Origin of the sequence: Kitasatospora sp. NPDC096077 (assembly GCF_040303245.1) — a bacterium.
Lineage (GTDB): Bacteria > Actinomycetota > Actinomycetes > Streptomycetales > Streptomycetaceae > Kitasatospora.
The window spans coordinates 1-24,769 of the sequence record NZ_JBEOSV010000092.1; the positions used below are offsets into that span (position 1 = coordinate 1).

Below are 24,769 nucleotides of genomic sequence, written 5' to 3' on the forward strand. Positions count from 1 at the left end.
GCGCCGCGGCCGGTGCCGACCAGCAGTGCGGTCGGGGTGGCCAGGCCGAGGGCGCACGGGCAGGCGATGATCAGCACGGCCACGGCGGCGGTGAAGGCGGCCGTCCAGCCCTCGCCGGTGCCCAGCCAGTAGCCGAGGGTGGCCACCGCGAGGGTGATCACGGTCGGCACGAAGACCGCGGAGATCCGGTCGGCCAGCCGCTGGGCGGCGGCCTTGCCGTTCTGGGCGTCCTCGACCAGCCGGGCCATCCGGGACAGCTGGGTGTCCGCGCCGACCCGGGTCGCCTCGACCACCAGCCGGCCGCCCGCGTTGACGGTCGCCCCGGTGACCGCGTCGCCGACCCCGACCTCGACCGGCACGGACTCGCCGGTGAGCATCGAGGCGTCCACCGCGGAGGCGCCCTCGACCACGACGCCGTCGGTGGCGACCTTCTCGCCGGGACGGACCACGAAGCGGTCGCCCACGGCCAGTTCGGCAATCGGGATCCGCACCTCGGTTCCCGCCCGTCGCCCACCACCGCCCTGGTCCGAGGACGCTTCGCGCCCGCCCCCCTCGTTGCGCAGCACCGTCACGTCCTTGGCGCCCAGTTCCAGCAGCGCCTTGAGGGCGGCGCCGGCGGTGCGCTTGGAGCGGGCCTCGAAGTAGCGCCCGGCCAGGATGAAGGCGGTGACGCCGGCCGCCGCCTCCAGGTAGATGTTGGACGCGCCGTCGCTGCGGGCGATGGTGAGCTCGAAGCCGTGCCGCATCCCCGGCATCCCGGCGTCGCCGAAGAACAGTGCCCACAGTGACCAGAGGAACGCGGCGCCCGTCCCGAGCGAGACCAGGGTGTCCATCGTCGCGGCGCCGTGCCGGGCGTTGGTGAACGCGGCCTTGTGGAACGGCCAGGCGGCGTACGTGACGACCGGGGCGGCGAGGGTCAGCGAGAGCCACTGCCAGTTGTCGAACTGCAGGGCGGGCACCATCGCCATCGCGATCACCGGTACGGCCAACGCGACGGCGGTGAACAGCCGTTGGCGCAGCGGCGCCAGTTCGTCGGCGGGCTCGGCGGGCTCGGCACCGGCCTCGGTCACCGGGGGCTCGGGCAGCGCGGCGGTGTAGCCGGTGGCCTCGACGGTGGCGATCAGGTCGGCGACCTCCACCTCGCCGTCGAAGCTGACCTTCGCCTTCTCGGTGGCGTAGTTGACGGTGGCCGAGACGCCGTCCATCCGGTTGAGCTTCTTCTCGATGCGGGCCGCGCACGAGGCGCAGGTCATTCCGCCGATCGAGAGTTCCACCTCCGTGGAGGCGGGCGCCTGGGTGGTCATCGTTGCTCCTCGTGACAGTCGGTACGTGCGAGGTAGGTGCGGAGTACTCCTGCGGGGTGCTCGTGCGGCCGGGCCGTCATACCTAGGAGGGGTATCGGCGGTGCCGAGTTCATTTATACCCATGGGGGGTATCGAACGCAAGGGCTTCCGGATACCCCAGGTCGGTATTTTTCCGGGTGGCGATCCGCTTGACTCAGTACCCCCATGGGGTATTCGCCCGGGGCGTCCACTCCAGGCCACCGCCCGGCTCATGCGGGCCCGAACCCACCCACCGCTGATCGAGGAGAACCCGCCGTGAACACCGCCCTGCGCCTCACCGCCTTCACCGCCGCCGAGCACTGGCACTGAGCAGCAGCACTGAGCAGCGGCCCGAAACGGGCGGTGCCGGGCGGTCCCCCGTGAGGGACCGCCCGGCACCACTCGTACTCTCCCCTCCTACGCCCCGCTCAGCGGAACGCGGCGACGTTGCGGGCGACCCAGTCCGCGAAGGGGCGCGGGGCGCGGCCGAGGACCCGCTCGACGTCCGGGCTGACGCGCAGTTCGGCCGGGCTCGGGGAGCCGAGGATGTCCAGGGTGTCGTCGGCCAGCTCCACCGGCAGGGTCCGGGCCATCGCCGCCCGGGCCTCCTCCCGGGTGAGCTCGTGGAACCCCACCGGGGTACCGAGCGCGGCGGCGAGGGCGGCCGTCTGCCCGCGCGGGGTGATCACCTCCGGACCGGTCAGCTCGTACACCCCGCCGACGTGCCGGTCCTCCAGCAGGCAGGCCGCCGCGACCTCGGCGATGTCCGCCGGGTCGACGATCGGCACCCCGACGTCGCCGAAGGGGGCGGCGACGACCCGATCGGTCCGCACGGACTCAGCCCACCACAGGGCGTTGGAGGCGAAACCCCCCGGCCGCAGCACGGCCCACTCCGGGACGGACTCCTGCAGCGCGTCCTCCAGCGCCCGCATCGCGACCCGCGTCGGACCGTACGGCCGGGTCACCACCCCCTGGGTGGAGAGCAGCACGACCCGGCGGACCCCGGCCGCCGCCGCCTCGCGGATCAGCGCCTCCGGACCGCTCCCGGGGGCGTGGAGGTCACCGGACAGCAGCAGGAACAGCGCCTTCGCCCCCTCCAGGACGGGCCCGAGCCCGCCCGGCGCGGCGAGGTCGGCCACCACGTGACGGACGCCCTCCGGCACCTCCGCCGAGTGCCGCGACACCGCCGTCACCTGCTCCCCCGCCTCGGCCAGCGCCCGCGTCAACGGCCGGCCGATGTTCCCGGTCGCCCCGGTCACCACGATCATGATCAGCTCCTCGCCTCGATCTCCCTTGCGTGGCCGTCACGTTAGGAGCGGAAGCCCATCCTTGGTAAGGACGTACCTACAGGTAAGCTCATGACATGACGGAAGGTTCGCAGCGCATCCGGGTCGCGACCGGGAGCCGGTATGACGTGCTTCACACCGACTGCCCCGCGCGCGACATGGTCGACCACGTGACCAGCAGGTGGGGCATCTGGGTGCTGATCTCCCTGCGCGGCAACGACCTGCGCTACTACGAACTGCGCGAGAGCATCCAGGGCGTCAGCGAGAAGATGCTCGCCCAGACCCTGCGCACCCTGGTCGACGACGGCCTGGTCCGACGGCACGTCGAACCCACCATGCCGCCCCAGGTCAGCTACGGACTCACCGAGTTCGGCCACGAGATCGGCGAATCCCTGACCGAGCTCTTCGACCGCATCACCCAGCGGCTCTCCCTGCCCGCCACGGGCTGACCACCGTTGCACGGCACCCTCACCGACCTCGCCCGCTGCCTCTGGGGCGATGAATCGGCGCGACAGAGCGCCGCACAGCCCTTCCGCGTACCGACCCCCGGCGCACCCGCACCACCGTGACCGTCAGCCCCGGTCCCCCCGGAGCCGTCCGATGCCCTGCGCCACGAGGGGCCACCAGAGCGGGAGATGGGCGGGCGGGAGCTGCCACAGCTGGACCCGCTGGTGGGCGTAGGTGACGGAATGCGAGGTGCCCCAGGCGCCCGAGCCGCTGCCCCAGCTGTCCGTCGACTCGTGGAGGACCCCGGCCCACCGGAGCCAGACGAGGGGTTGGAGCCCGGTGGCGGGCGGGCGGACCGTCAGGTCGGTGTCGGTGTACTGCTCGGTGGTCTCGGTGTGCCAGGAGGAACCGTCACCGTAGGTGGTGCTGTGGGCCGTGGTGTCCCGCCGGATCGCGACCGCGTGCACCTGGTAGACGCCCGAGGCGACGCTCAGCACCACGGTCCAGACCAGACCGACGCAGACCAGCGCGACGACCGCCAGCCAGAAGGGGGCGCCCCAGCCCCGCACCAGCCGGAACCCGTGCACCGGCACCCAGAACACGATGACCGCCGCGACCCGCGTGAGCGGCCGCGCCAGGAAGGCCAGGACGACGTACCCGGCCCAGCCGGGAGGCGCCGACCAACGGGGCAACTCACCCGCCAGGAAACGGCCGTAGCGCGAGAGCGCGAAGGTCGCCACCAGGAAGACGCCGAACACCGCCAGCACCGGATCCGGCCGAACCACGTCGGGCCGGACACTGCCCAGCCACCCGGCCGCGCCCGCGATCAGCAACCCTCGCAGGTAGTTGGCCGCCACCAGCTGCACCCCACCACGCCCGGGAGGGCGCCGCATCGGCACGGGGGCGAACCACCACACCAGCACGCCGGCACCCAGCGCGATCCCGAGCCAGTCGGGCGTGGACCCGCGGAACCGGCCGTACAGCAGCAGCGCCAGAAAGCCGAGTTGGGCGAACGAGCCGAGCATGCCGAACCGACGGAGCAGCCACCCGAGCCGCGGAGATTCGATCAGCGCCATCTCGTCATCTCCCCCGAGAGTTTGACGGCACGTCATATCATGCCCGCCGATGAGGGCACCGAGGAAGATGTCGGGCGGTCCGCAACGGAGCCACCCGGCAGAGGACCCCAGCGGCCCCACACCCACTCTCCCCGCGCGATGCATGGACGGCCCTCATCACCGCCCTCAAAAGCGGCGAACTCCCCACCACCTGAGAGCCCTTGCGCGAGAAGTCGGCCGGGCCGACTTCTCGCGCGGGTGCGCTCAGTGGTGGCCGTGGTGGTCGTGGTCCGGGTGGTCCTCTGCTGGCGGGGGGCCGCCCATCATCCGGAGCATCGCCGGGCCGCCGGTGCGGAGGAAGCGGATGACCAGGCCCAGGGCCAGCAGCAGGAAGGCGAGGTTGAGCCAGGTGGTGTAGTTCCACGTGATGCCCGCCATCGGGATCTCGGCGGCGCGCTGGTTCGGGACCAGGCCGAGGCCGCCGAACAGGAACTCGACGACGTAGCCGGCGACGACCATCGCCGCGTAGAACGTCCCGAGCAGGAACAGGGCCATCCTCCCGCCGTAGTACTTCCGGTAGATGGTGAGGATCGGGAGGATCAGCAGGTCGGCGAAGATGAACGCGACCACACCGCCGAAGCTGATCCCGCCCTTCCACAGCACCACCGCCAGCGGCACGTTGCCGATCGAGCAGACGAACGAGGCGATGGCCACCAGCGGCCCGATCAGCGGGCCCCAGAGCTTCCCGGCCAGCGGGTGGTCGGCGAAGAAGAAGGCCTGCCAGAAGGAGTCCGGGACCCAGGCGGCGATCGCGCCCGCGATCAGCAGGCCGATCACCAGGTCCTTGAGGATCGCCGCCCACTCCATCACGAAGACGTGCGAGACGGAGGTGAGGCCGCGCGGCGAGAGCAGCCGGCGGAGGAAGGATCCGGGGCCGGTCACGGACATGTCCATCGCCGCGTGCCCCTCCATCGAGCCCGCCCGTCCGTACGACGCCTGTGCGCGGGCTTCGGCGAGCAGCCGGTCGCGCAGGAACAGCCGGAACAGCACCGCGAGCAGCAGGATCATCACCGGCCCGCCGACGAACTCCGCCGCCGTGAACTGCCAGCCCAGCAACAGGGCCAGGATCACGCCGAGTTCGACCACCAGGTTGGTGGAGGCGATCTCGAAGGCCATCGCCGCCGTGAAGTCCGCTCCCTTGCGGAACAGCGACCGCGCCAGGGCGACCGCCGCGTAGGAGCAGGAGCTGGACGCGGCTCCCAGCGCCGCCGCGACGGCCAGCGTCCGCGGCCGGTCGTCGCCGAGCAGCCGCGCCACCGTCGACTTGTGGACCACCGCTTGGACGACGGCCGAGAGCAGGAAGCCGAGGATCAGCGCCCAGGTGATCTCCCAGGTCATCGATCCGGCGATGGACAGCGCGTGCAGGATCGCGTGCATGAGCGGTCGGCCCTCCTCGGTCCCCGCAGTCCCCGAAGTCCCCGAAGTCCCGCAGTCCCCTCGGTCCCCGGTTCCGCGCGACCATATACCCATCCAGGGTATTCAGGAAGCACGGCGCGCCGCCGCTCCGCAGCGGTGACCGTCCTCAGCTCCCGGGCCCGGCCAGGGTGCGGTGGACGGCGGCCCGGATGCCCGGCTCCAGGTGGCGCGCCCAAGGCGGGTCCTGCTCGTCGCGCCGGCGGGCACAGCAGGCGAGGGCGTGGGCGAACTGCTCGGGGGTGAGGTAGCCGAGGCGGTGGACGGTGTCGGCGCGGGACGCGCCGTTGAGCATCCGGCTGGTCAGGTCGCCCATCGGCAGGACGGAGTAGCCGCGACCGGCGGTGGCGTAGCTGTGGGCGGCGTTGGCGGTGAGGACGCCCATACCGAGGTAGACGGTGACCAGGTCGGTCAGCTTCTCCTTGTCGGAGCGGCTCCACGGGGCGCGCAGGCGTCCTTCGCCGGTCAACCGTAGGTGGCCGAGTTCGTGGGCGATGATCCCGGCGAGATCGGCGGGGCGTTCGACGTACTCCAGGTCGATTTCGATGACGTCCCGCCCGTCGGACCGGTAGTAGCGCCCGACCGTCCGGCTCCTGCCGTCGCGGCCCGGGTCCAGGCCGCCGGGGGCGAACACCCGGAGGTCGACGTTCCTGGTGTCGGCACCCATCACGGCGCCGACCCGGTCGACCAACTCCAGGATGCGGGCCCGCTGGTAGCGCCCGGTGAGGGTGGTGAGGTCGCTCGGCAGAAAGTCGGCGGTCGGCACGGCGAAATCGCGCCGGACGGCCTGCTCACCGAACTCGGCCGCGCACCAGCGGAGGCACTTCTCCACCCACGACCGGCCCTTGGCGGCCGCGCGGTCGTCGTCGCCGTCACCGTCCCAGCCGGACACCGAACCGGCCGTCCGCAGCCAGGGCTTGACCCCGTCGAGGTCGATCGCGCCCGGAGCGCGCCGTTCGGGCCGCTCACCACCGAAGAACCATGACATGCCGGCCGTCCCCCCGTGCGATTCCGGTACTCCCCTACCGGCCACTGTAAGCCGGGAGTTGGACAGGGTCCGGGCGGGCCGGGTCGCGGGGGGCGGCCGTCGTGCGCTCCCCGGTCAGCGGCGGCTGCCGACGAGCGGTCGGGCCGGGGTGCGGTCCAGCCCGAGGTTGCGGTGGATCTCCAGGGCGGCGGTGGAGCGGTTCAGGGTGATGAAGTGCAGGCCGGGCGCCCCCTCGCGGAGCAGGTGTTCGGCCATCCGGGTCGCGTGCTCGACGCCGATCCGGTGCGCGGCCGCGCGGTCGTCGCGGGCGGCCTCCAGCCGACGGGCCAGGTCGGCCGGGAAGGAGGCGCCGCTGAGTTCGGCGAAGCGGGCGATCTGGCGCATGTCGGTGGCGGGCATGATCTCCGGGATGACCGGGGTGTCGCAGCCCGCCGCGGCGAGTCGGTCGCGCAGCCGCAGGTAGTGCTCGACCTGGAAGAACATCTGGGTGAGGGCGTAGTCGGCGCCCGCCCGGCACTTGGCGGTGAAGTGCCGGATGTCGTCCTCCCAGTCCGTCGAGCGCGGGTGGCGTTCGGGGAAGGCGGCCACGCCGACGGTGAAGGCCCCGCACTCCTTGACCATCCGCACCAACTCGGCGGCGTGGCTGAGTCCTCGGGGGTGCGGCCGCCAGTCGCCGTTGGGGTTGCCGGGCGGGTCGCCGCGCAGTGCGAGCACGTCGCGGATCCCGACGTCCGCGTAGCGCCGCAGCACGGCCTGGAGTTCGGCGGTGGAGTGGCCGACGGCGGTCAGGTGGGCGACCGGGCGCAGGGTGGTCTGTGCGGCGATCCGTTCGGTGGTCCCGATGGTGCGGTCGCGCGAGGAGCCGCCGGCGCCGTAGGTGACCGAGACGAAGGTCGGCGCGACCGCCTCCACCCGCCGGATCGCCGCCCACAGGGCGCGTTCGCCGGCCTCGTCCTTGGCCGGGAAGAACTCGAAGGAGTACGTCCGCTCGCCCGCGGCGAGGATCTCGCGCAGCCCGCGGGGGCCGCGCCGGAGGGTGTGGTCCATGGGTGTCACCTCGTGTGGTGGGGTACGCCGGCCGCCGACCGGGCCGATCGGCCCATCCTGCTCGTGGAGCGCAACAGGACTGCCAGCAAAGGGACTCAAGGCTCGGAAGGGCGCCACCCCAGTCCTTCCAGGTACCCTAGGGGGGTATGGTATGTTCATAGGAAAGCAGCCGCCCGGGGCAGACTCCGGAAGGCGCCGTACGCCCTGACGACAGGAGCACACCATGAGCGAGACCACCGTCACCGTCGAGTCGTCCGCCGCCGAGGCCGAGGCCGACGGCGGCTCCTGCTGCGGCTCGTGCAGCACCGGCGCCGCCCAGGCCCCCGCCACCACCGCCGCCGAGCGCGCGGTCTTCCAGGTGAAGGGCATGACCTGCGGCCACTGCGTCGGCTCGGTGACCGCCGAGCTGCGGAAGGTCGCCGGCGTCACCGAGGTCGCGGTCGACCTCGCCACCGGTCGGGTCACCGTGGACAGCACCGCCCCGCTGGCCGACGCCGACGTCGCCGCCGCGATCGACGAGGCCGGATACGACCTGGTCGGCCGCCTGGCCGGCTGAGCCCCCGTCGGCCCGGACGCCCGCCCCCCTGCCCCTCGCCGCCCTGCCGTCCGGGCCGACTCCCGCCCCACCGTGCCCCGGTAGAGTGAGGAAGCTCCTCACCGCACAGGAACCGGAGACGGCCATGGCCAGCTACAGCGCCCACAAGGACGACTTCCTCAAGCGGCTGCGCCGCATCGAGGGCCAGATCCGCGGCCTGCAGCGCATGGTCGAGCACGACACCTACTGCATAGACGTCCTCACCCAGGTCTCCGCCGTCAGCCGCGCGCTCCAGTCCTTCGCCCTGCAACTCCTGGACGAGCACATCGAATGCTGCGTCCGCGACGCCATCACCGAGGGCGGCCAGGAGTCCAATGCCAGGGTCCGCGAGGCCAATCAGGCCATCGCCCGCCTGGTCCGCTCCTGAAGGCCGGCCTCGGAGGTCCCGTGCGTTTACGGGGTAGGGGTATCCGCCAGGCCGCTCAGACCCGGTCGAGCGGTCGGTGCGGCCCGGCCGGCAGTTCCACGGTGATCGGGTCGCCGGGCCGCACCGGCCCGCCCGTCCGGACCACGCCCATGATCCCGGCGCGCCGCACGACGGTGCCGTCCGCCGCCCGGTGGACGACCTGCTTCAGCAGCCCCGGCCGGTAGTCGTCGATCTGCAGGCAGGGGTTGCGCAGGCCGGTGACCTCCACCTCGGCCTCCGGCCCGATCCGCAGCACCGCGCCGACCGGCAGCCCGAGCAGGTCGACGCCCTCGGTGGTGATGTTCTCGCCGAGCGCGCCCGGCGCCACGTCGAAGCCCAATCCGTCGAGCTCGGTGAGCAGTTCGCGGTGGATCAGGTGGACCTGGCGCAGGTTGGGCACGGTCGGGTCCTTCGCGACCCGCGAGCGGTGCCGGACCGTCACCCCGGCGTGCACGTCGCCCTCCACCCCGAGCCCGGCGAGCAGCGTGATGCCCGTCCGGTTCGGCTTGCTGAACGAGTACTCGGCGTTGCTGCTGACCGCCACCACGGTGCCGTTCATCCGCGACGACCCCTTCCCCGGACTTCCCTGGACTTCCCCGGACTTCCCTCGATCCCGCGTTCGACCGCTGTCGACCCTATCCCGCCACCGGAACCCGGAGCAGCGGCAGGACGATCTCGTCCAGCACCTCACCGACCACCCGGTCCGAGGGCACCTCTCCGTCGATCATGAAGGCGTCGCGCAGCAGGTCCAGCGGCAGCGTCACCACCCGCGGGGTGATCCGGGCCGGGTCGATCTCGCCGCGCTCGGCGGCCCGGCGCAGGATCCGGTCCAGGGTCTCCACCGGCCCCTCGTGGGTGAGCCCGGCGCGGAACACGCAGCGCAGTTCGGGGTCGCGCATCAGGTCGAGCAGGAAGCCGTGGACGCCCTCGACCGGCAGGTCGTCGAAGCGGTGCAGCAGGCGGCCGAGGAACTGCGACAGGTCGGTGCGCAGGTCGCCGGTGTCCGGCGGCTCGCGGTAGTCGGGGGCGTTGCGGCCGAGGGCGGCCATCACCAGTTCGACCCGGTTCGGCCAACGGCGGTAGAGCACCGGCTTGCTGGTGCGGGCACGGGTGGCGACGGCGTCCATGGTGAGCCGGGCGTAGCCGTGTTCGGTCAGTTCGGCCCAGACGGCGTCGAGGATCGCCTGCTCCAGTTCGTCCCCGCGCCGCCGCGGGGCGCCCGTTCTTCCGCTCGTCACCGGCTCCGGCACCCCGACCTTCGTAGATACGTTGCGTTTCTTACGGAGGCCAGTCTACAGTCGGAGACAGGAAACGCGCCGTATCTTACGGCCGTACGGACAGGGGAGGTCCGCCATGCGCGCCGCACTCAGCGACGACTTCACCAGCACGCCCGCCACACCCACCACACCCGCCACGGACGTCCTGGTGGTCGGCGCCGGCCCGGTGGGCCTGGTGCTCGCCATCGGGCTGGCCCGGGCCGGGGTCGACTGCCGGATCATCGAGCGGGACGGGGAGTTCCGCACCGCCGGCGTCCGCGGCAAGGGCGTCAACCCGCGCACCCTGGAGGTGTTCGACGACCTCGGCGTGGTCGAGCCGGTCCTCGCCCGCGGGGCGTTCCTCGGGATCCGCACCTACCAGGGCACCCGGCCGGTCGAGCAGGTCGAGCCCGCGGCGATCAACCGGCCGACCCCGGACCGCCCGTACGCCGGGATGCTGCTGATCGCCCAGCACCAGACCGAGGCCGTGCTGCGCGACCGGCTCGCCGACCACGGCCTCAAGGTGGAGACCGGCACCGAACTGGTCGACTACGCCGAGGACGCCGACGGCGTGCTGGCCGTCCTCCGGCAGGACGGCCGGACGACGACGCTGCGCGCCCGCTACCTGATCGGCTGCGACGGCGGCCGCAGCACCGTCCGCAAGCTGGCCGGCATCCCCTTCCTCGGCGAGACCTGGGAGGAGGAACGTTTCATCATGGCCTCGATGGACCTGGACGGCCTCGACACCGAGCACCTGCACATCTGGAACCACCCCACGTTCGGCGCCGGCGCCATGACGCTCGTCCCGATGCGCCAGGACGACAAGTGGGCCGTGCACGCCGCCGTCGAACCGGACGAGCACGGCGACCTGCCCGCGCCCACCCTGGACACCTTCCGCCGGCTCTTCGCCGAACGGGCCGGACTGCCCGGGGTCCGGATGCACGAACCGATCTGGTCCACCGTCTGGCGCCCCACCGTCCGTCAGGTCGAGCGCTACCGCGACGGCCGGGTGCTGCTCGCCGGGGACGCCGCCCACTGCCAGTCCGCGGCGGGCGGCCAGGGCATGAACACCGGCATCCAGGACGCCCACAACCTCGCCTGGAAGCTGGCCGCCGTGCTGCGCGGCGCCCCCGAGGGCCTGCTCGACAGCTACCAGGAGGAGCGGCTGCCGGTCGCCCGGGCGAGCCTCGCCGCGACCGCCGTCCACCACAAGGCGGCCTTCGGCGGCAGCGCGGACGGCGCCGGCGTGCTGACCGCCCAGTTCCGCACCATGGAGGTCCAGGGCCTCGACCTCACCGGGCTCGCCCTCGATCACCGCGGCGGGCCGCTCGGCCGCAACCTGGACGCCGCGACCGGCGTCCGGGCCGGCGACCGGGCCCCGGACGCGCCCTGCACCACCGCGGACGGCACGCCCACCCGGCTGTTCGACCTGTTCCGCGGGCCGCACTTCACCCTGCTGGCCTTCGGCACCGTCCCGGACGGGCTCACCGACCTCCCGGGGGTTCGGGTGGCCGCCGTCCACGACCCCGACGGCCACGCCACCCGCGCCTACGGGCTGCGCGGCGACGCCGTGGTGCTGGTCCGCCCGGACGGCTACGTCTCGCTCACCGGGGCCACCGTCGACCGCGCCACGCTCGCCGAGCACCTGCGGGGCTTCGCCCTCTGACGGCGCCGACGCCCTGACGGGAACCGACCGAACCGACCGAACCGACCGAACCGACCGAACCGGGCGGCCCGGGCGATCAGCCCCGGGCCGCCCGCCCGGCGGCACCGGCGGCACCGGCGACACCGATGCCGACTTCGGCATCGGCATCGGCATCGGCATCGGCGAGCCAGAAGTACACCGGCGGGAGCCCGAGTTCGATCCCCATCAGCACCAGCTGGAACCAGTGCGGCCGCCCGTCCACCGCGAGGCCCAGCACCCGGCCGAGGCCGCCCAGCAGCATCACCCCGGCCAGCCCGCGCACCGCCCACCCGGGCACCGGCGTCTGCCGGACGGCCCAGATCCAGGCCGCGCCGTAGCCGGCGAAGACCGCCCCCATGAAGCGGCCGAAGCTGTCCACCGTCGGGCCGGGGTCCGCGATCCCGGGCAGGGCGAGCGCCCCGGCCAGCAGGTGTTCGAAGCCGATCGCCACGCAGGCGACCCCCATCGTCCACGCGAGCGCCCGCAGGGCCTTCGCCCGCGCCGTCTTCCCTGTCCTCACCATGGGCCCTGTCCTCACCATGAGCCGACCACCCCGTCGATCGCCAGGTGCTAGTAGACACGCGTCTACCAACGCTGTCACCACGCTAGCGCCCACTGGTAGACACGTGTCAAGTAGCCTGTCCGGCATGCCAGTCCACGAACGCCGCCGACGCCTCTCCCCCGACGAGCGCCGCGCCCAGCTGCTCGCCGTCGGCGCCCTGGCCTTCGCCGCCCGGCCGTACGAGGAGGTGCTGATGGAGGAGGTCGCCGAGCAGGCCGGGGTCTCCCGCGCCCTGCTCTACCGGCACTTCGGCAGCAAGCACGAGCTGTTCGCGGCGGTCCACCGGAAGGCCTCGGACGACCTGCTGGCCCGCACCCGGTTCGACCCGGCGGACACCCTGGTCGAGCAGCTGATCGAGGGCATGGACGCCCACCTCGACCATTTCGTCGCCAACCGGCACGCGGTGCTGGCCGCCAACCGCGTGCTCGCCGGGGACCCGGTGATCCAGACCATCATCACCGAGGAACTGGACGCCCTGCGCGGGCGACTGCTCACGGTGCTGCCGCTCAGCGACGAGGGCGCCCGGCCGGCCGTCTCCCAAGTCCTGCGCAGCTGGCTGGTGTTCGTCCGGGTGCTGGTCGTCGACTGGCTGACCGAGCCGAGCTGCACCCGGACCGAGCTGCGGGACGCCTGCATCGGCGCCGTGCTGGGCGCGCTGCGGCCGCTGCTGCCGGTCGACCCGGCGCCCACCTGGGGGCGTTGAAGGCCGGGACGGAGGGTTCGGGGGCGTACCATCGGGCGATAACGGGAAAACCGCCCGATGGTTCCAATTCCCTCAGAAAATATGACAGTTGGACGCCCGTGCCCCGCACCGCCGCCGCCCCCGGCCACCCTCCCGGACGGCACCACCTCCGGCTGGTCCGCCACCCACTGCCCCGACGCCCGCCCGGCCCCCGACGTCCCCCGCCGCACCCGGAGCGGCCCGCCCACGGCACCGCGCGGGTCGGGCCCACAGCCCCTCGCGGGTCAGGCCCACAGCCCCTCGCCCAGCACACCGCCCTCCGGCACCCCCGGCAGCACGTACGCCACCGCCGAAGCGGTGTGCACCAGGAAGGGGTTGAGCGCGTCCTTGGCCGCCAGCCGGTTCTGCACCCGGATGAACTGCTCCGGGTCCCGCACGAAGGCGCAGAACAGCAGACCCCGGTCGTCGGGGGCGTCGTCGTAGCTGTAGCCGCGCCGAAGCATCCGGGCGCCGGAGTCGAGCCGGGGGCTGGTGAGGCGCACATGGGCGGAGTTGGGGATGACGTACGAGCCGTCCGGGTTCTTGGTGTAGATGTCGGGGTCGTCGTGCTCGGCCGTGCCGGTGAGCGGGGTGCCGTCGACCAGCCGGCGGCCCATGGCCAGGTCGCGGCGGTCCTCGGGCAGCGCGGCGAAGCCGGCGGTGTCCATCCGGATCCGGCGGTAGACCAGCACGGTGCCGTGCCGGTACGGGCCCGGCGGGCCCCAGACCCACTGCTGCGCCGCCGCCTCGTCCGGGTTGGCGGTGCCGTCCTTGTAGCCGAAGAGGTTGCGCGGGGTGGTGCCCGGCGGCGTGCGCGGCAGGAAGCCGGGCTGGGTCCACCGGACCGTCGCGCCCGCCGATCGCGCGGCGGCGGCCAGGAGTTCGGCGACCACGGTGAGCGGCCAGCGGTCGGCGGCGCACAGCTGCACCACCAAGTCCCCACCGCCGCGGGCCGGTTCGAGCTTGTCACCGGGGAAGGCCGGCAGCTCCGCCAGCGCGGGCGGCACGTTCAGCCCGAGCCGGGCGGCCAGCCCGGGGCCGACCCCGACCAGGCCGCTGAGCTGCGCCGGCTCCCCGCCGCGCAGCCGCGGATCGGTGGCGGTCCCGCCCGCCGCCTCGGCCAGCACCCGGGTCAACTCCCCCAGCAGCGACCGCAGTACGCCCCGGCCGTCGGAGACCGCGGCGGGCGCCAGGTCGAGGGCGAGCAGCAGGGTGGCCGGCTGCTGCGGGGCGGTCACCCCGGCCTGCCGCTCCCCGTGGAACGGCGGCGCGGCCGCAGCGGCGGACGGCTGCGGCGGGGCCGTGGACCGCCCGCGCCCCAGCGCCACCACCCCCGCACCGACCCCGACGCCGACGCCGGCGGCCAGCACCGCGCCGCCGCCCGCGATCAACGCCCGCCGGTCCACGCCCTTCCTGACGGCTCCGGGCTGTTCCTGCGCCTTTCCGCTTTCGGCATGCATGACCGACATTGGAGACGATAGAACACCCCGTATGCAACTTTTGACCGTCCGTCAACTCGTTCACGACGCACCCGCGGCGCCACCGCCCCGCCGCCGGGACGCCGCCCGCGGCCTCCCCGCCCTGCTGCTCGCCGCCACCCTCGCCCTCGCGGGCTGCTCCTCCACCGCCGGTTCCTCCGCCGACGCCCACCACCCCGACGGCACCGTGGTCAGGGTCCCGCAGGACTTCCCGACCATCCAGAAGGCCGTGGACGTCGCCCGCGAGGGCGACACCGTGCTGGTCTCCCCCGGGACGTACCAGGAGAGCGTGCGGATCGCCAAGCCCCGGATCGTGCTGCGCGGCACCGACCGCAACACCGTCCTGCTGGACGGCGGCGTCCGGCTGGTCAACGGCGTCACCGTGACCGGCCCGGGCTCGGTGGTGGAGAACCTGACCGTGCACGGCTACCTCGCCAACGGCGTGCTGTTCACCGGTGTCACCGACGAGAAGCTCCAGCAGCGCGGCGGCGGCGGTTCCGCCTACAACCCGCTGGACACCGCCCGCTTCCCGGCCGTCCAGGGCTTCCGGGCGACCAGGGTCACCGCCTACAACAACGGCCTGTACGGCATCTACGCCTTCGACGCCCGAGGCGGGATCATCGAGGAGTCCTACGCCTCCGGCGGCGCCGACTCCGGCATCTACGTCGGCCAGTGCAAGCCCTGCGACACCCTGGTCCGCGGCAACACGGTCGAACGCAACGCGGTGGGCATCGAGATCACCAACGCCTCCGACAACCTCTGGTTCCTGGGCAACCGGGTGACCGGCAACCGGGTCGGCGTCACCGTCAACTCCAACGACCTGGAGGCGCTGGCCCCCCAGCACGGCGCCGTGATCGCCGGGAACGCCGTCACCGAGAACAACGCCTCCGACACCCCCGAACAGGCCGACGGCGGCTTCGGCATCGGCATCGGGATCGGCGGCGGCACCGCGAACCGGGTCGAACGCAACCTGGTCAAGGGCAACCGCGCGGCGGGCGTCATCGTCACCGACCCGGCCGGCCACCCGGCCGCCGGCAACCGGGTCCAGGGCAACCGCGCCGAGGGCAACGGCGTCGACCTGGTGCTCGCCTCGGCCGACCCCGGCAACTGCTTCACCGGCAACCAGCCCGCCACCCAGAGCCCGGACGGCCTGGAGGCCGCGGCCGCCTGCGACGCCACGAGCCGCAGCCCGCTCACCACCGGCCGCGCGGCCGCGGTCCAGGCCCCGCCCGGCGTGCCGTTCAACCAGGTCCAGGCCCCGCCCGCACAGCCGTCACTGCCCGACCCCAACGCCCCCGGCCGCCCGGCCACCGACCTGCCCGGCCCGGTCGACCCGGACTCCTACCCGCTCCCGGCCACCGCCGACGCCGTCCCCAAGCCCTGACCGGCCCCCGCGGCGCCCCGCCGGAGCGCCGCGGGCCGGCCGAGGCCTCATCCGTACGTCCGGCCCACTGCCGATCTACGGCCGGCTCACGGCCGCCGGAGCAGCGCCGAGGGGTTCACCGCCTCCACCGCCGCGACCAGCGGGGCCAGTTCGGGGTTGCCGGCCGCCTCGTCCAGCGCCGCACGCAGCGCGGCGTCGTTGGTCGGCCGGGCGTCCTCCAGCAACGCCAGCCCTTCCGCGCTGACGTCGGTGTAGATCCCGCGGCGGTCGGTCGGGCACAGGTAGCGGGCGAGCAGCCCGCGGTCCTCCAGCCGGGAGACCAGCCGGGTGGTGGCGCTCTGGCTGAGCACCACGGCGTCGGCGACCTGCTTCATCTGGAGGTGGCCGCCCTCGCCGTCGTGCTGGCGGCTGAGCACGTCGAGCAACGAGTACTCGCGCACGCTCAGTTCGTGCTTCGACTGGAGGGCGCGCTCGATGTGTGCCTCGATCCTGCCGTACAGGACGTAGAGGGCCGCCCATCCGTTGGCGAGGGCGGTCAGCGCGGGGTCCGTGGCGGTCATCGGCCCGGGTCTCCTTCCGAGTACGTGCAGGGCTCCAGGATAGTCCTTCCCATGAAATATTTCCCTTGGCGTGTATACCGCCCACGCAAGTATCTTCCGCGAGTCCGTCCGCCCCACGTGCCGACCGCCACCCTTCCCGCCAGATCAAATGCCGAGAGCAAATGCCCGCACTTGCACTTAGCCAGCGCTTGCAACTATTGTCGAGGCATGTAAGGCGCACTAGCAATCGCACGGAGGTCGCGCCATGCCCCTCGCACTTCTCGCCCTGGCCATCGGGGCTTTCGGAATCGGGACCACCGAGTTCGTGATCATGGGCCTGCTGCCCCGGATCGCGGGCGACTACGGCGTCTCCGTCCCCACCGCCGGCCTGCTGGTCACCGGCTACGCGCTCGGCGTGGTCATCGGCGCCCCGCTGATGACCGTGCTGGGCACCAGGATCAGCCGCAAGACCATGCTGATGCTGCTGATGGGCCTGTTCACGGTCGGCAACCTGCTGTCCGCCGTCGCCCCGAGCTTCCCGCTGATGCTCGCGGGCCGGATCGTGACCTCGCTGGCCCACGGCGCGTTCTTCGGCATCGGCTCGGTGGTCGCCGCCGAACTGGTCGCCCCGCAGAAGAAGGCCGGCGCCATCGCCACCATGTTCACCGGGCTGACCGTCGCCAACATCGTCGGCGTCCCGCTCGGCACCTTCGTCGGCCAGGCCGTCGGCTGGCGCACCACCTTCACCGCCGTCGCCGCCCTGGGCCTGCTCGGCCTGCTCGGCATCGCCAAGCTCGTCCCCGCGCTGCCCCGCGCCGAAGGAACCCGGCTGCGCGGCGAGTTGACCGCCTTCCGCAACCCCCAGGTGCTGCTCGCGATGGCGATGACGGTACTCGGCTTCGGCGGGGTGTTCGCCGCGATCACCTACATCGCGCCGATGATGACCAACGTCGCCGGCTACTCCGAGGGCTCGGTCACCTGGCTGCTGGTGCTGTTCGGCGCCGGGATGTTCCTCGGCAACCTGATCGGCGGGAAGTACGCCGACCGCCGGCTGATGCCGCTGCTGTACACCACCCTCGGCGGCCTCGCCGTGGTGCTGGCCCTGTTCACCCTCACCGCGCACAACAAGATCGCCGCCGCAGCGACCGTCCTGCTGGTCGGAGCCCTCGGCTTCGCCACCGTCCCGCCGCTGCAGAAGCGCGTCCTGGACCAGGCACACGGCGCCCCGACCCTCGCCTCGGCCGTCAACATCGGCGCCTTCAACCTCGGCAACGCCCTGGCGGCCTGGCTCGGCGGGCTGGTCATCTCGGCCGGGCTCGGCTACACCGCCCCCAACTGGGTCGGCGCCCTGCTCGCCGCGGCCGCCCTCCTCCTCGCCTTCTGGTCCGCCGCCCTGGAGCGCCGCGACCGGCGGCCGGCCCCGGCCGTCGGGGCCGCCGTCACCGCCGAGGCGCCGATCCCCGTTCACCACTGACCTGAATCCACTGACTGAAGGACCGTAACAACTGTGAGCACCTCTCACCCGCAGACCGTTCCGACCATCCCCACCGTGAAGCTGAACAACGGCGTCGAGATCCCCCAGCTCGGCTTCGGCGTCTTCCAGGTCCCCGACGACGAGACCACCACCGCCGTCAGCGCCGCCCTGGAAGCCGGCTACCGCAGCATCGACACCGCCGCGATCTACGGCAACGAGACCGGCGTCGGCCGCGCCCTGGCCGCCTCCGACATCCCGCGCGAGGACCTCTTCATCACCACCAAGCTGTGGAACGCCGACCAGGGCTACGACGCCACCCTGCGCGCCTTCGACACCAGCCTCGGCAAGCTCGGCCTCGACCACGTCGACCTCTACCTGATCCACTGGCCGACCCCGGCCCGCGACCTCTACGCCGACTCCTGGCGCGCGATCGAGCGGCTGGCCACCGAGGGCCGGATCCGCGCCGCCGGCGTCTCCAACTTCCAGCCCGCCCACCTCCAGCGCCTGCAGGACACCGGCGACCTCGTCCCGGCCGTCAACCAGGTCGAGCTGCACCCCGGCCTCCAGCAGGCCGAGCTGCGCGCCTTCCACGCCGCCCACGGCATCGCCACCGAGGCCTGGAGCCCGCTCGCCCAGGGCGCCGTGCTCGACGACCCGGCCGTCACCGCCATCGCCGAGCGGACCGGCAAGTCCCCGGCCCAGGTCGTGCTGCGCTGGCACCTCCAGCTCGGCACCATCGTGATCCCCAAGTCCGTCACCCCGGCCCGGATCCGGCAGAACGTCGACGTCTTCGACTTCGAGCTCACCGCCCAGGACATGACCGCGATCAACGCCACCGACCGCGACCTGCGCACCGGCCCGCACCCGGACCAGTTCAACTGACCCACCCCGACCCCACGGCCTGCCGACGGCGCACCTCGCCGGCGGCGGGCCGCCCGGCGCCCCGGCCCGTCCGATCCGGCTCGGCCCGAGCACCGGGCGCAACTCGGCCGTACGGCATGATCGGTACCGATCGACCGCCCACCGAGGAGCCCGGATGAACCGACCCGCACGCAGCTCCGCCCTGGCCGCACTGGCCCTGCTCACCGCCGCCGGCTGTGCGACCACCCCGGCCCGGGCCCACCCCCGCCCGACCACGGCCGCCGCCGCCCCCACCGTCGCCACGACCGGCGGCAGCGGCACCGCGATCCCCGGCGGCACCGTCTCCTGGTCCGGCCGGTTCACCGGCTACGGCACCCCGCAGTGGCAGCACGCCTGGGGCGTGTCCGGCCAAGGCGCCTGGGGCGCGGGCGACTTCAGCGCCGTCGACGACCCGACCGCCCCCGACGGCGGCCCGGCACTGCAGGTCACCTACGGCGCCGGCTCCTCCGCCAACACCTGCACCGACTGCCCCAACCCCGGCGGCGGCCAGTTCTACACCGACCTGAACACCATCGGCCTCTCCGCCCTCGCCCAGGGCCCCACCCTGGACCTCAAGTACGCCGTCCGGTTCCCCACCGGCCGCGACTGGGGCAAGGCCGGCAAGCTGCCGGGCCTGTACGGCGGGAAGATCGGCCAGGAGTCCGGCGGCACCCACGGCGCCGGCTGGTCCACCCGCTACATGTGGCGGGCCGCCAAGGGCAGCCCCGACAACGGCGAGGTCTACCTGTACACCCCGAGCAACTCCGGCCCGACCGGCTACGGGGTCGACGAAGGCCTGGGCGACTGGCACTTCCAGGCCGACGGCCGCTGGCACACCGTCGAGCAGCTGGTGAACCGCAGCACCGGCGACATCACCGTCTGGTACGACGGCCGCCAGGTGCACGCGGCCACCGGCACCGCCTCCGGCATCAGCTCGATCCCCTTCGGCGGGGTGCTGTTCTCCACCTTCTACGGCGGCCACGACACCAGCTGGGGCCCGGCGAGCACCCAGCAGGCGTACTTCGCCGACTTCTCGCTCTCCGCCGGCGTCCAGCACTGATGGCCGGCTGGCCCGGGCTGACGGCCGGCTGGCCCGGCGAGCTGCTCCTGGGCCTGGTGGTACTGGTCGGCGCCTCCGTCCAGCGGCTGGCCGGCCTCGGCTTCGCCCTGGTGGCGGCGCCCGTCCTGGTGCTGCTGCTCGGTCCGGGCGACGGGGTGGCACTGGCGAACCTCGCCTCGCTGGCGATCAGCGCCGTCGGGCTGGCCGGGAGCTGGCGGCAGGTCCGCCCCGGGGCGATGCTGCCGCTGCTGGCGGCCGCGGTCTGCACCGTCCCGGTCGGGGCCTGGGCGGCGGCGACCGTCCCGCCCCCGGCGCTGCTGACCTGCATCGGAGTGCTGGTCACCGCGGCCGCCCTGCTGGTGATCCGGGGCCTGCGGGCCGCCGCGCTGCGCGGGGTCGGCGGGGCCGTGGTGGCCGGGGCCGCCAGCGGGGTGATGAACTCCGCCGCCGGGGTGGGCGGTCCGGCGCTCTCCCTCTACGCGGTGAACTCCGGTTGGACGGCCCGGGAGTTCGTGCCGAACGCCCAGTTGTACGGTGTGGTGGTGAACGCCTGCTCGCTGGCGGCCAAGAGCCTGCCCGAACTGAGCGGGCCCAGCTGGGGGTTGGTGACCGCGGCGCTGGCCGGCGGAGCACTGGCGGGCCGGCTGCTGGCGGCCCGGGTGCCGGAGCGGCGAGCCCGGGCGGTGGTGCTCGGACTGGCACTCGCGGGTGGTCTGGCCACTCTCGTCAAGGGGGTTTCCGGACTCTGAGACCACCGGCTGGGAATGCTCTGTGAAGGGTCGACCAAATCTGTAGCGGTCATGCCATACTGCGTCGGTGACCTCAGCCAGCCCAGAGACTCCCGCGCACCGTACCAGGCCCCAACTGGGCCGGAAATTCGCCCTGCTGTGGTCGGCGTCATCGATCTCGGCGGTCGGCGACGGCATGCGGGATTCATCGCTTCCGCTGCTCGCACTGGCCATCTCGGACTCCCCGTCGGCGGTCTCCGTGGTCGCCGTGGCCGGATCGCTCCCCTGGCTGCTGATGGCCCTGTTCGGCGGCGTCATCGCCGACCGCTTCGACCGCCGCCGACTGATGTGGACCATCGACTTCGGCCGCGCCGTGATCGTGCTGGGCTTCGCCGCCTGCGCGTTCGCCACCACCCCGCCGCTGGCCCTGCTCGCCGCACTCTCCTTCGTCCTCGCCTGCGGCGAGACGGTGTTCGTCAACGCCGCCACCTCGAACATCCCGGACGTGGTCCGCGCCGACCAACTGGACGTCGCCAACGGCCGGCTGCAGGGCGGCCTGCTGGTCGGCCGGATGATCGGCCCCCTGGTCGGCACCAGCCTGTTCGCCATCGCGGCCGGCTGGCCGTTCACCGTCGACGGCCTGTCCTTCGCGCTCGCCGCCGCCCTGGTCGTCGGGGTCGGCCGCTCCGGCGCCCCCAAGGCGCGGACCGAGCGCCGGGTCATGACCGAGGTCCGGGAGGGCGTCCGCTGGCTCTACCGGCACAAGCAGCTGCGCCTGGTCGCCGCGCTCTCCGCGGTGGCCGGCGGCGCCTCGGCGCTCGGCATCACCATGATGGCGCTGCTGGTCACCCGCACCCTGCACCAACCCACCTGGGCGTTCGGCGCCGTGCTCGCCACCGGCGTGGCCGGCGGCACCGTCGCCAGCATGCTGGCCGGCCGGCTCGCCGAGCGGATGGGCCGACGGGCCAGGATCATCCTCTCCTTCGTCCTGATGGGCTCGGCACTGCTGCTGATGGGCCTCAGCCCCTCGGTGTTCGTGGTGGCCCCGCTGTTCGCGATCGGCAACTTCGGCGTGGTCACCTGGAACGTCCAGGCGATCTCGCTGCGGCAGCAGACCGTGCCGAAGGAACTGCTCGGCCGGGTCAACAGCTGCTACCTGATGCTGACCCGGATCGGGATGCTGGTCGGCGCCGGCCTCAGCGGCTGGATCGGCTCGGCGGTCAGCGTCCGCACCCCGATCGTGATCTCCGGCGCCGTGCTCCTCGCCGCGCTGATCGTGATCCCGCGGCTGGGCGACCTGGAACCGGCCCCGGCACCCGCCGCCGAGGAGAAGCCGGTCGGTCAGCCCGCGCGCTGACCGCGCGCTGACCGCGGTCGGACTGCATGCCCTCCTGCGGCCGGAGGTCAGGCCGCAGGAGGGCATGCGCGCACAGGTGCGCACGGGACCTACCATGGCGGGATGAGCTCCGGCACCGAACTGGCAGATGCACACCGCTCGCAGCAGCGGGCCGAGGCGCGGCTCGACGAGGCCGTCTCCGTGCTCACCCTGCTCGCCGACCGCACCCGACTGGCCCTGCTGGAGCGGCTCGGGCGCGGCGAGGCGGACGTGACCACGCTGACCGAGGCGACCGGCGCCGCCCGGCCGTCGGTCAGCCAGCACCTGGCGAAGCTGCGGCTGGCCGGGCTGGTGACCACCCGCAAGGACGGCCGGCGGGTGGTCTACTCGCTGCGGCACGGGCACCTGCGCCGCCTCGTGGACGAGGCGCTGAACGTCGCCGACCACCAGATCGGTCACCTCCCGCCGCACGACTGAACCCGGCCCCGAGCCTCGGCTCGGCCACCGCTCCACTCAATAGGTGCACACGTATGCACGCATTGACTATGATGGGCGCAACCCCACCCCTTCACGCCCCGGGACGGGCCCATGCCGACCGTGCTGCGCAACCGCACCTACCGCCACCTGTTCACCGCCCAGGTCGTCGCCCTGGTCGGCACCGGCCTGGCCACCGTGGCGCTCTCGCTGCTCGCCTACTCGATCGCCGGGAGCAACGCCTCGGCGGTGCTCGGCACCGCCCTGGCGATCAAGATGGTCGCCTACGTGACCGTCGCCCCGATCGCCGGAGCACTCGCCGGGCGGGTACCCCGGCGCACCCTGATGGTCGCGATGGACCTCACCCGGGCCGGGGTCGCGCTCAGCCTGCCCTTCGTGGACCGGGTGTGGCAGGTCTACCTGCTGATCTTCCTGCTCCAGGCCGCCTCGGCCGCCTTCACCCCGACCTTCCAGGCCACCATCCCGGACGTGCTGCCCGCCGAACGCGACTACACCCGGGCACTGTCGCTGTCCCGGCTGGCCTACGACCTCGAATCGCTCTTCAGCCCGGCCCTGGCCGCGCTGCTGCTGTCGGTGGTCTCCTACGACTGGCTGTTCGTCGGGACGACGGCGGGCTTCCTCGCCTCCGCCGCGCTGGTCGTCTCGGCGGTCCTGCCCAAGCCGACGCCCGTATCCACACCGGGGTCCGCACAGATCGGGCGCACCGGCCGCACCGGGCGCACCGGCGGGATCTACCGCAAGGCCGCCTTCGGCACCCGGCTGTTCCGGGCCACCCCCCGGCTGCGGGCCCTGCTCGCCCTGGACCTCGCGGTGGCGGCGGCCGGTGCGATCGTCTTCGTCGACACCGTCAACGTGGTCCGCGACCACTTCCACCGCCCGGCCGGCGCCGTCTCGTTGGCGCTCGGCGCGTACGGCGTCGGCTCGATGCTCACCGCACTGCTGCTGCCCCGGCTGCTGGCCAGGGTCGGCGACCGCACCGTCATGCTGCCCGCCGCCTTCGCCCTGCCCGGCGTGCTCGCCGCCGTCACCGTGATCACCGCCGTCCCGGCCGGGGAGGGCGGTTGGCTCGCCCTGCTGGCCGCCTGGGCCCTGGTCGGCGCCGGCAGCTCCGCCGTGCTGACACCGGGCGGCCGGGTGGTCCGCCGTTCCGCCGCCGACCCCGACCTGCCGGCCGCCTTCGCCGCCCAGTTCTCGCTCTCGCACGGCTGCTGGCTGCTCACCTACCCGCTGGCCGGCTGGCTCGCCGCCGGGGCCGGACTCCCGGTCACCGCCGTCGTGCTGGGCGCGGTCGCGCTCGCCGCCGCCACGGCCGCCACCGTCCTGTGGCCCGCCCGCGACCCGGACGCCCTCAGCCACCTGCACACCGACCTGCCGGTCGGCCACCCCCACCTGGCCGACGCCCACCCCGCCGCCGGCGGCGCCTGGCAGCACGGGCACCACTACGTGATCGACCAGGACCACCCCCGCTGGCCCCGGCCGGCCCTCAACTGAGGCCGCCGCGAACCGGATTGACGTCAGCTCGCGGGCACTTCCGGCCAAAATCCTGAGGTGTCCATGAGGGGCCTATTGGATCGTTCCAACCATGCGTACGCTCACACCGGCTCCACCGCACCCAGGCACCACAACACCCCGGCCCCGCACGGTCGTTCACGCGTGGCCGGAAGAACCCTCCCCTCCTGTCGACGAGGACCGGTGTGAAGTGATCACAACGCACGACCGACCGCTGGACCGTTCCCCCCGTTCCCCCCGAGCCGCCCTGCAAGGCCGGCTCGCCGCGCTGGTGGGGGTGATCGCGCTGCTGACGGCCGTCCTCACCGGCACCGCCGCCGCAGGCACCGCAAGCGCCGCACCCGCCCGCGCGACCGTCCCCGCCGCCGCCTCCTCCGTCAAGGCGGCCGGCCCCGGCTGGATCTGTCGCGGCACACCCGCCACCCCCGGCTATGTGTTCACCATGCACACGAACAACGGCTGCAACGGCGCAGGCATGTGGTACCAGGCGCCCGTCCGGGACGGCATCTGGACCTGCGCCACGTCGCCGATCCCGGCCGGCTACGTGCTCTCCATGCACACCCCCAACGGCTGCGACGGCTTCGACTCCTGGTACATGCGGCTGCCCGTGGACGGCCTCTGGACCTGCGGCACCTCGCCGATCCCGCCCGGCTACGTGCTCACCCAGCACGCCGCCGCCGGCCGGTGGGACTGCGCCAACATCGACGCCTGGTACATGCAGAAGGTCCGGGACGGCCTCTGGACCTGCGCGGGCTCGCCGATCCCGCCCGGCTACGTCAACACCCAGCACGGCGACACCAACGCCTGCAGCGGCGGCATCGGCGCCTGGTTCATGCAGCTGGCCCGGCCCAACCTGTGGATCTGCCCGTACCAGCCGGTCCCGGCCGGCTACCACACCACCCGGTACGACTACCGGGGCTGCAACGGCGTCGGGGCCTCGCTGCTCGTCCGCAACTGACCCCGGCGCGGGCGCCGTCCCGCTGACCTGCTGACCTGCCGAGCCGTTGGACCGCCGGCCGCCTCA

Annotated in this window: 25 protein-coding genes; 14 read left to right on the top strand and 11 right to left on the bottom strand. The window is 73.2% G+C overall.

The features are described from left to right. The coding region (locus tag ABTZ03_RS40410; RefSeq protein WP_350518227.1) for a heavy metal translocating P-type ATPase at window positions 1–1,304 on the bottom strand (1,304 nt) is incomplete at its 3' end. 446 nt (window positions 1,305–1,750) lie between these two features. Continuing rightward, on the bottom strand, window positions 1,751–2,590 hold the full coding sequence (locus ABTZ03_RS40415) for an SDR family oxidoreductase (RefSeq protein WP_350518228.1): 840 nt from the start codon (window positions 2,588–2,590) through the stop codon (window positions 1,751–1,753). A gap of 95 nt (window positions 2,591–2,685) precedes the next feature. Here ABTZ03_RS40415 and ABTZ03_RS40420 point away from each other — a divergent pair, with 95 nt between their 5' ends. Continuing rightward, a complete protein-coding gene (locus ABTZ03_RS40420) occupies window positions 2,686–3,057 on the top strand; it encodes a winged helix-turn-helix transcriptional regulator (protein WP_350518229.1) in 372 nt (123 codons plus the stop codon). A 123-nt stretch (window positions 3,058–3,180) separates the two neighbouring features. Here ABTZ03_RS40420 and ABTZ03_RS40425 read toward each other — a convergent pair whose 3' ends face one another. The 4 genes from ABTZ03_RS40425 to metF all read right to left on the bottom strand — a co-directional run bounded on the left by ABTZ03_RS40425 (window position 3,181) and on the right by metF (window position 7,618). Then, the gene (locus ABTZ03_RS40425; protein ID WP_350518230.1) at window positions 3,181–4,131 is read right to left on the bottom strand and encodes a hypothetical protein; all 951 of its coding nucleotides are present in this window, start codon (window positions 4,129–4,131) and stop codon (window positions 3,181–3,183) included. A gap of 243 nt (window positions 4,132–4,374) precedes the next feature. Then, window positions 4,375–5,547, bottom strand: a complete 1,173-nt coding sequence (locus tag ABTZ03_RS40430) for a permease (RefSeq protein ID WP_350518231.1) — start codon at window positions 5,545–5,547, stop codon at window positions 4,375–4,377. Window positions 5,548–5,692: 145 nt separating this feature from the next. Beyond that, on the bottom strand, window positions 5,693–6,571 hold the full coding sequence (locus tag ABTZ03_RS40435) for a hypothetical protein (protein WP_350518232.1): 879 nt from the start codon (window positions 6,569–6,571) through the stop codon (window positions 5,693–5,695). Window positions 6,572–6,685: 114 nt separating this feature from the next. After that, window positions 6,686–7,618: a methylenetetrahydrofolate reductase [NAD(P)H] gene (gene metF / locus ABTZ03_RS40440; RefSeq protein ID WP_350518233.1), complete on the bottom strand. Its 933-nt coding sequence runs from the start codon at window positions 7,616–7,618 to the stop codon at window positions 6,686–6,688. Window positions 7,619–7,841: 223 nt separating this feature from the next. Here metF and ABTZ03_RS40445 point away from each other — a divergent pair, with 223 nt between their 5' ends. After that, window positions 7,842–8,174 (top strand): heavy-metal-associated domain-containing protein, encoded by a 333-nt coding sequence (locus ABTZ03_RS40445; protein ID WP_350518234.1) that lies wholly within the window; start codon window positions 7,842–7,844, stop codon window positions 8,172–8,174. 85 nt (window positions 8,175–8,259) lie between these two features. Next, window positions 8,260–8,580: a metal-sensitive transcriptional regulator gene (locus ABTZ03_RS40450; RefSeq protein WP_350518235.1), complete on the top strand. Its 321-nt coding sequence runs from the start codon at window positions 8,260–8,262 to the stop codon at window positions 8,578–8,580. Between the two features lie 55 nt (window positions 8,581–8,635). Here the strand turns inward: ABTZ03_RS40450 and ABTZ03_RS40455 are convergent, their stop codons facing one another. Both ABTZ03_RS40455 and ABTZ03_RS40460 read right to left on the bottom strand, forming a co-directional pair. Continuing rightward, a complete protein-coding gene (locus ABTZ03_RS40455; RefSeq protein ID WP_350518236.1) occupies window positions 8,636–9,178 on the bottom strand; it encodes an MOSC domain-containing protein in 543 nt (180 codons plus the stop codon). Between the two features lie 76 nt (window positions 9,179–9,254). After that, on the bottom strand, window positions 9,255–9,857 hold the full coding sequence (locus tag ABTZ03_RS40460) for a TetR/AcrR family transcriptional regulator (protein WP_350518237.1): 603 nt from the start codon (window positions 9,855–9,857) through the stop codon (window positions 9,255–9,257). A gap of 115 nt (window positions 9,858–9,972) precedes the next feature. Here ABTZ03_RS40460 and ABTZ03_RS40465 point away from each other — a divergent pair, with 115 nt between their 5' ends. After that, window positions 9,973–11,541 (top strand): FAD-dependent monooxygenase, encoded by a 1,569-nt coding sequence (locus ABTZ03_RS40465; RefSeq protein WP_350518238.1) that lies wholly within the window; start codon window positions 9,973–9,975, stop codon window positions 11,539–11,541. 76 nt (window positions 11,542–11,617) lie between these two features. Here ABTZ03_RS40465 and ABTZ03_RS40470 read toward each other — a convergent pair whose 3' ends face one another. Next, window positions 11,618–12,082, bottom strand: coding sequence for a DUF4345 domain-containing protein (locus tag ABTZ03_RS40470; RefSeq protein WP_350518239.1), 465 nt, complete (start codon window positions 12,080–12,082; stop codon window positions 11,618–11,620). Window positions 12,083–12,206: 124 nt separating this feature from the next. On the opposite strand from ABTZ03_RS40470, the gene ABTZ03_RS40475 reads away from it, so the two are divergent. After that, complete coding sequence (locus ABTZ03_RS40475) at window positions 12,207–12,824, top strand: TetR/AcrR family transcriptional regulator (protein ID WP_350518240.1); 618 nt, start codon at window positions 12,207–12,209, stop codon at window positions 12,822–12,824. Between the two features lie 263 nt (window positions 12,825–13,087). Here ABTZ03_RS40475 and ABTZ03_RS40480 read toward each other — a convergent pair whose 3' ends face one another. Further along, window positions 13,088–14,302, bottom strand: coding sequence for a Dyp-type peroxidase (locus ABTZ03_RS40480; protein ID WP_350518241.1), 1,215 nt, complete (start codon window positions 14,300–14,302; stop codon window positions 13,088–13,090). A 31-nt stretch (window positions 14,303–14,333) separates the two neighbouring features. Here ABTZ03_RS40480 and ABTZ03_RS40485 point away from each other — a divergent pair, with 31 nt between their 5' ends. After that, the gene (locus ABTZ03_RS40485; protein ID WP_350518242.1) at window positions 14,334–15,704 is read left to right on the top strand and encodes a right-handed parallel beta-helix repeat-containing protein; all 1,371 of its coding nucleotides are present in this window, start codon (window positions 14,334–14,336) and stop codon (window positions 15,702–15,704) included. A gap of 86 nt (window positions 15,705–15,790) precedes the next feature. Here the strand turns inward: ABTZ03_RS40485 and ABTZ03_RS40490 are convergent, their stop codons facing one another. Then, window positions 15,791–16,264, bottom strand: coding sequence for a MarR family winged helix-turn-helix transcriptional regulator (locus ABTZ03_RS40490; protein WP_350518243.1), 474 nt, complete (start codon window positions 16,262–16,264; stop codon window positions 15,791–15,793). Window positions 16,265–16,508: 244 nt separating this feature from the next. On the opposite strand from ABTZ03_RS40490, the gene ABTZ03_RS40495 reads away from it, so the two are divergent. The 8 genes from ABTZ03_RS40495 (at window position 16,509) to ABTZ03_RS40530 (ending at window position 24,703) form a co-directional block, all read left to right on the top strand. Further along, window positions 16,509–17,717 (top strand): MFS transporter, encoded by a 1,209-nt coding sequence (locus tag ABTZ03_RS40495; RefSeq protein ID WP_350518244.1) that lies wholly within the window; start codon window positions 16,509–16,511, stop codon window positions 17,715–17,717. A gap of 33 nt (window positions 17,718–17,750) precedes the next feature. Beyond that, on the top strand, window positions 17,751–18,599 hold the full coding sequence (locus ABTZ03_RS40500) for an aldo/keto reductase (RefSeq protein WP_350518245.1): 849 nt from the start codon (window positions 17,751–17,753) through the stop codon (window positions 18,597–18,599). 154 nt (window positions 18,600–18,753) lie between these two features. Beyond that, complete coding sequence (locus tag ABTZ03_RS40505; protein WP_350518246.1) at window positions 18,754–19,677, top strand: polysaccharide lyase; 924 nt, start codon at window positions 18,754–18,756, stop codon at window positions 19,675–19,677. Beyond that, the gene (locus ABTZ03_RS40510; RefSeq protein WP_350518247.1) at window positions 19,677–20,426 is read left to right on the top strand and encodes a TSUP family transporter; all 750 of its coding nucleotides are present in this window, start codon (window positions 19,677–19,679) and stop codon (window positions 20,424–20,426) included. Before ABTZ03_RS40505 ends, ABTZ03_RS40510 begins: the two co-directional genes overlap by 1 nt. A gap of 67 nt (window positions 20,427–20,493) precedes the next feature. Beyond that, window positions 20,494–21,762 carry an MFS transporter gene (locus ABTZ03_RS40515; RefSeq protein WP_350518248.1) on the top strand — a complete coding sequence of 423 codons (1,269 nt, stop codon included), beginning with the start codon at window positions 20,494–20,496 and terminating at the stop codon, window positions 21,760–21,762. Window positions 21,763–21,864: 102 nt separating this feature from the next. Beyond that, entirely contained in the window at window positions 21,865–22,218 is a 354-nt protein-coding gene (locus ABTZ03_RS40520; protein WP_350518249.1) for an ArsR/SmtB family transcription factor, read from the top strand. 111 nt (window positions 22,219–22,329) lie between these two features. Beyond that, complete coding sequence (locus tag ABTZ03_RS40525) at window positions 22,330–23,727, top strand: MFS transporter (protein WP_350518250.1); 1,398 nt, start codon at window positions 22,330–22,332, stop codon at window positions 23,725–23,727. A gap of 208 nt (window positions 23,728–23,935) precedes the next feature. Next, window positions 23,936–24,703 (top strand): hypothetical protein, encoded by a 768-nt coding sequence (locus tag ABTZ03_RS40530; protein WP_350518251.1) that lies wholly within the window; start codon window positions 23,936–23,938, stop codon window positions 24,701–24,703. Window positions 24,704–24,769: the final 66 nt, after the last annotated feature.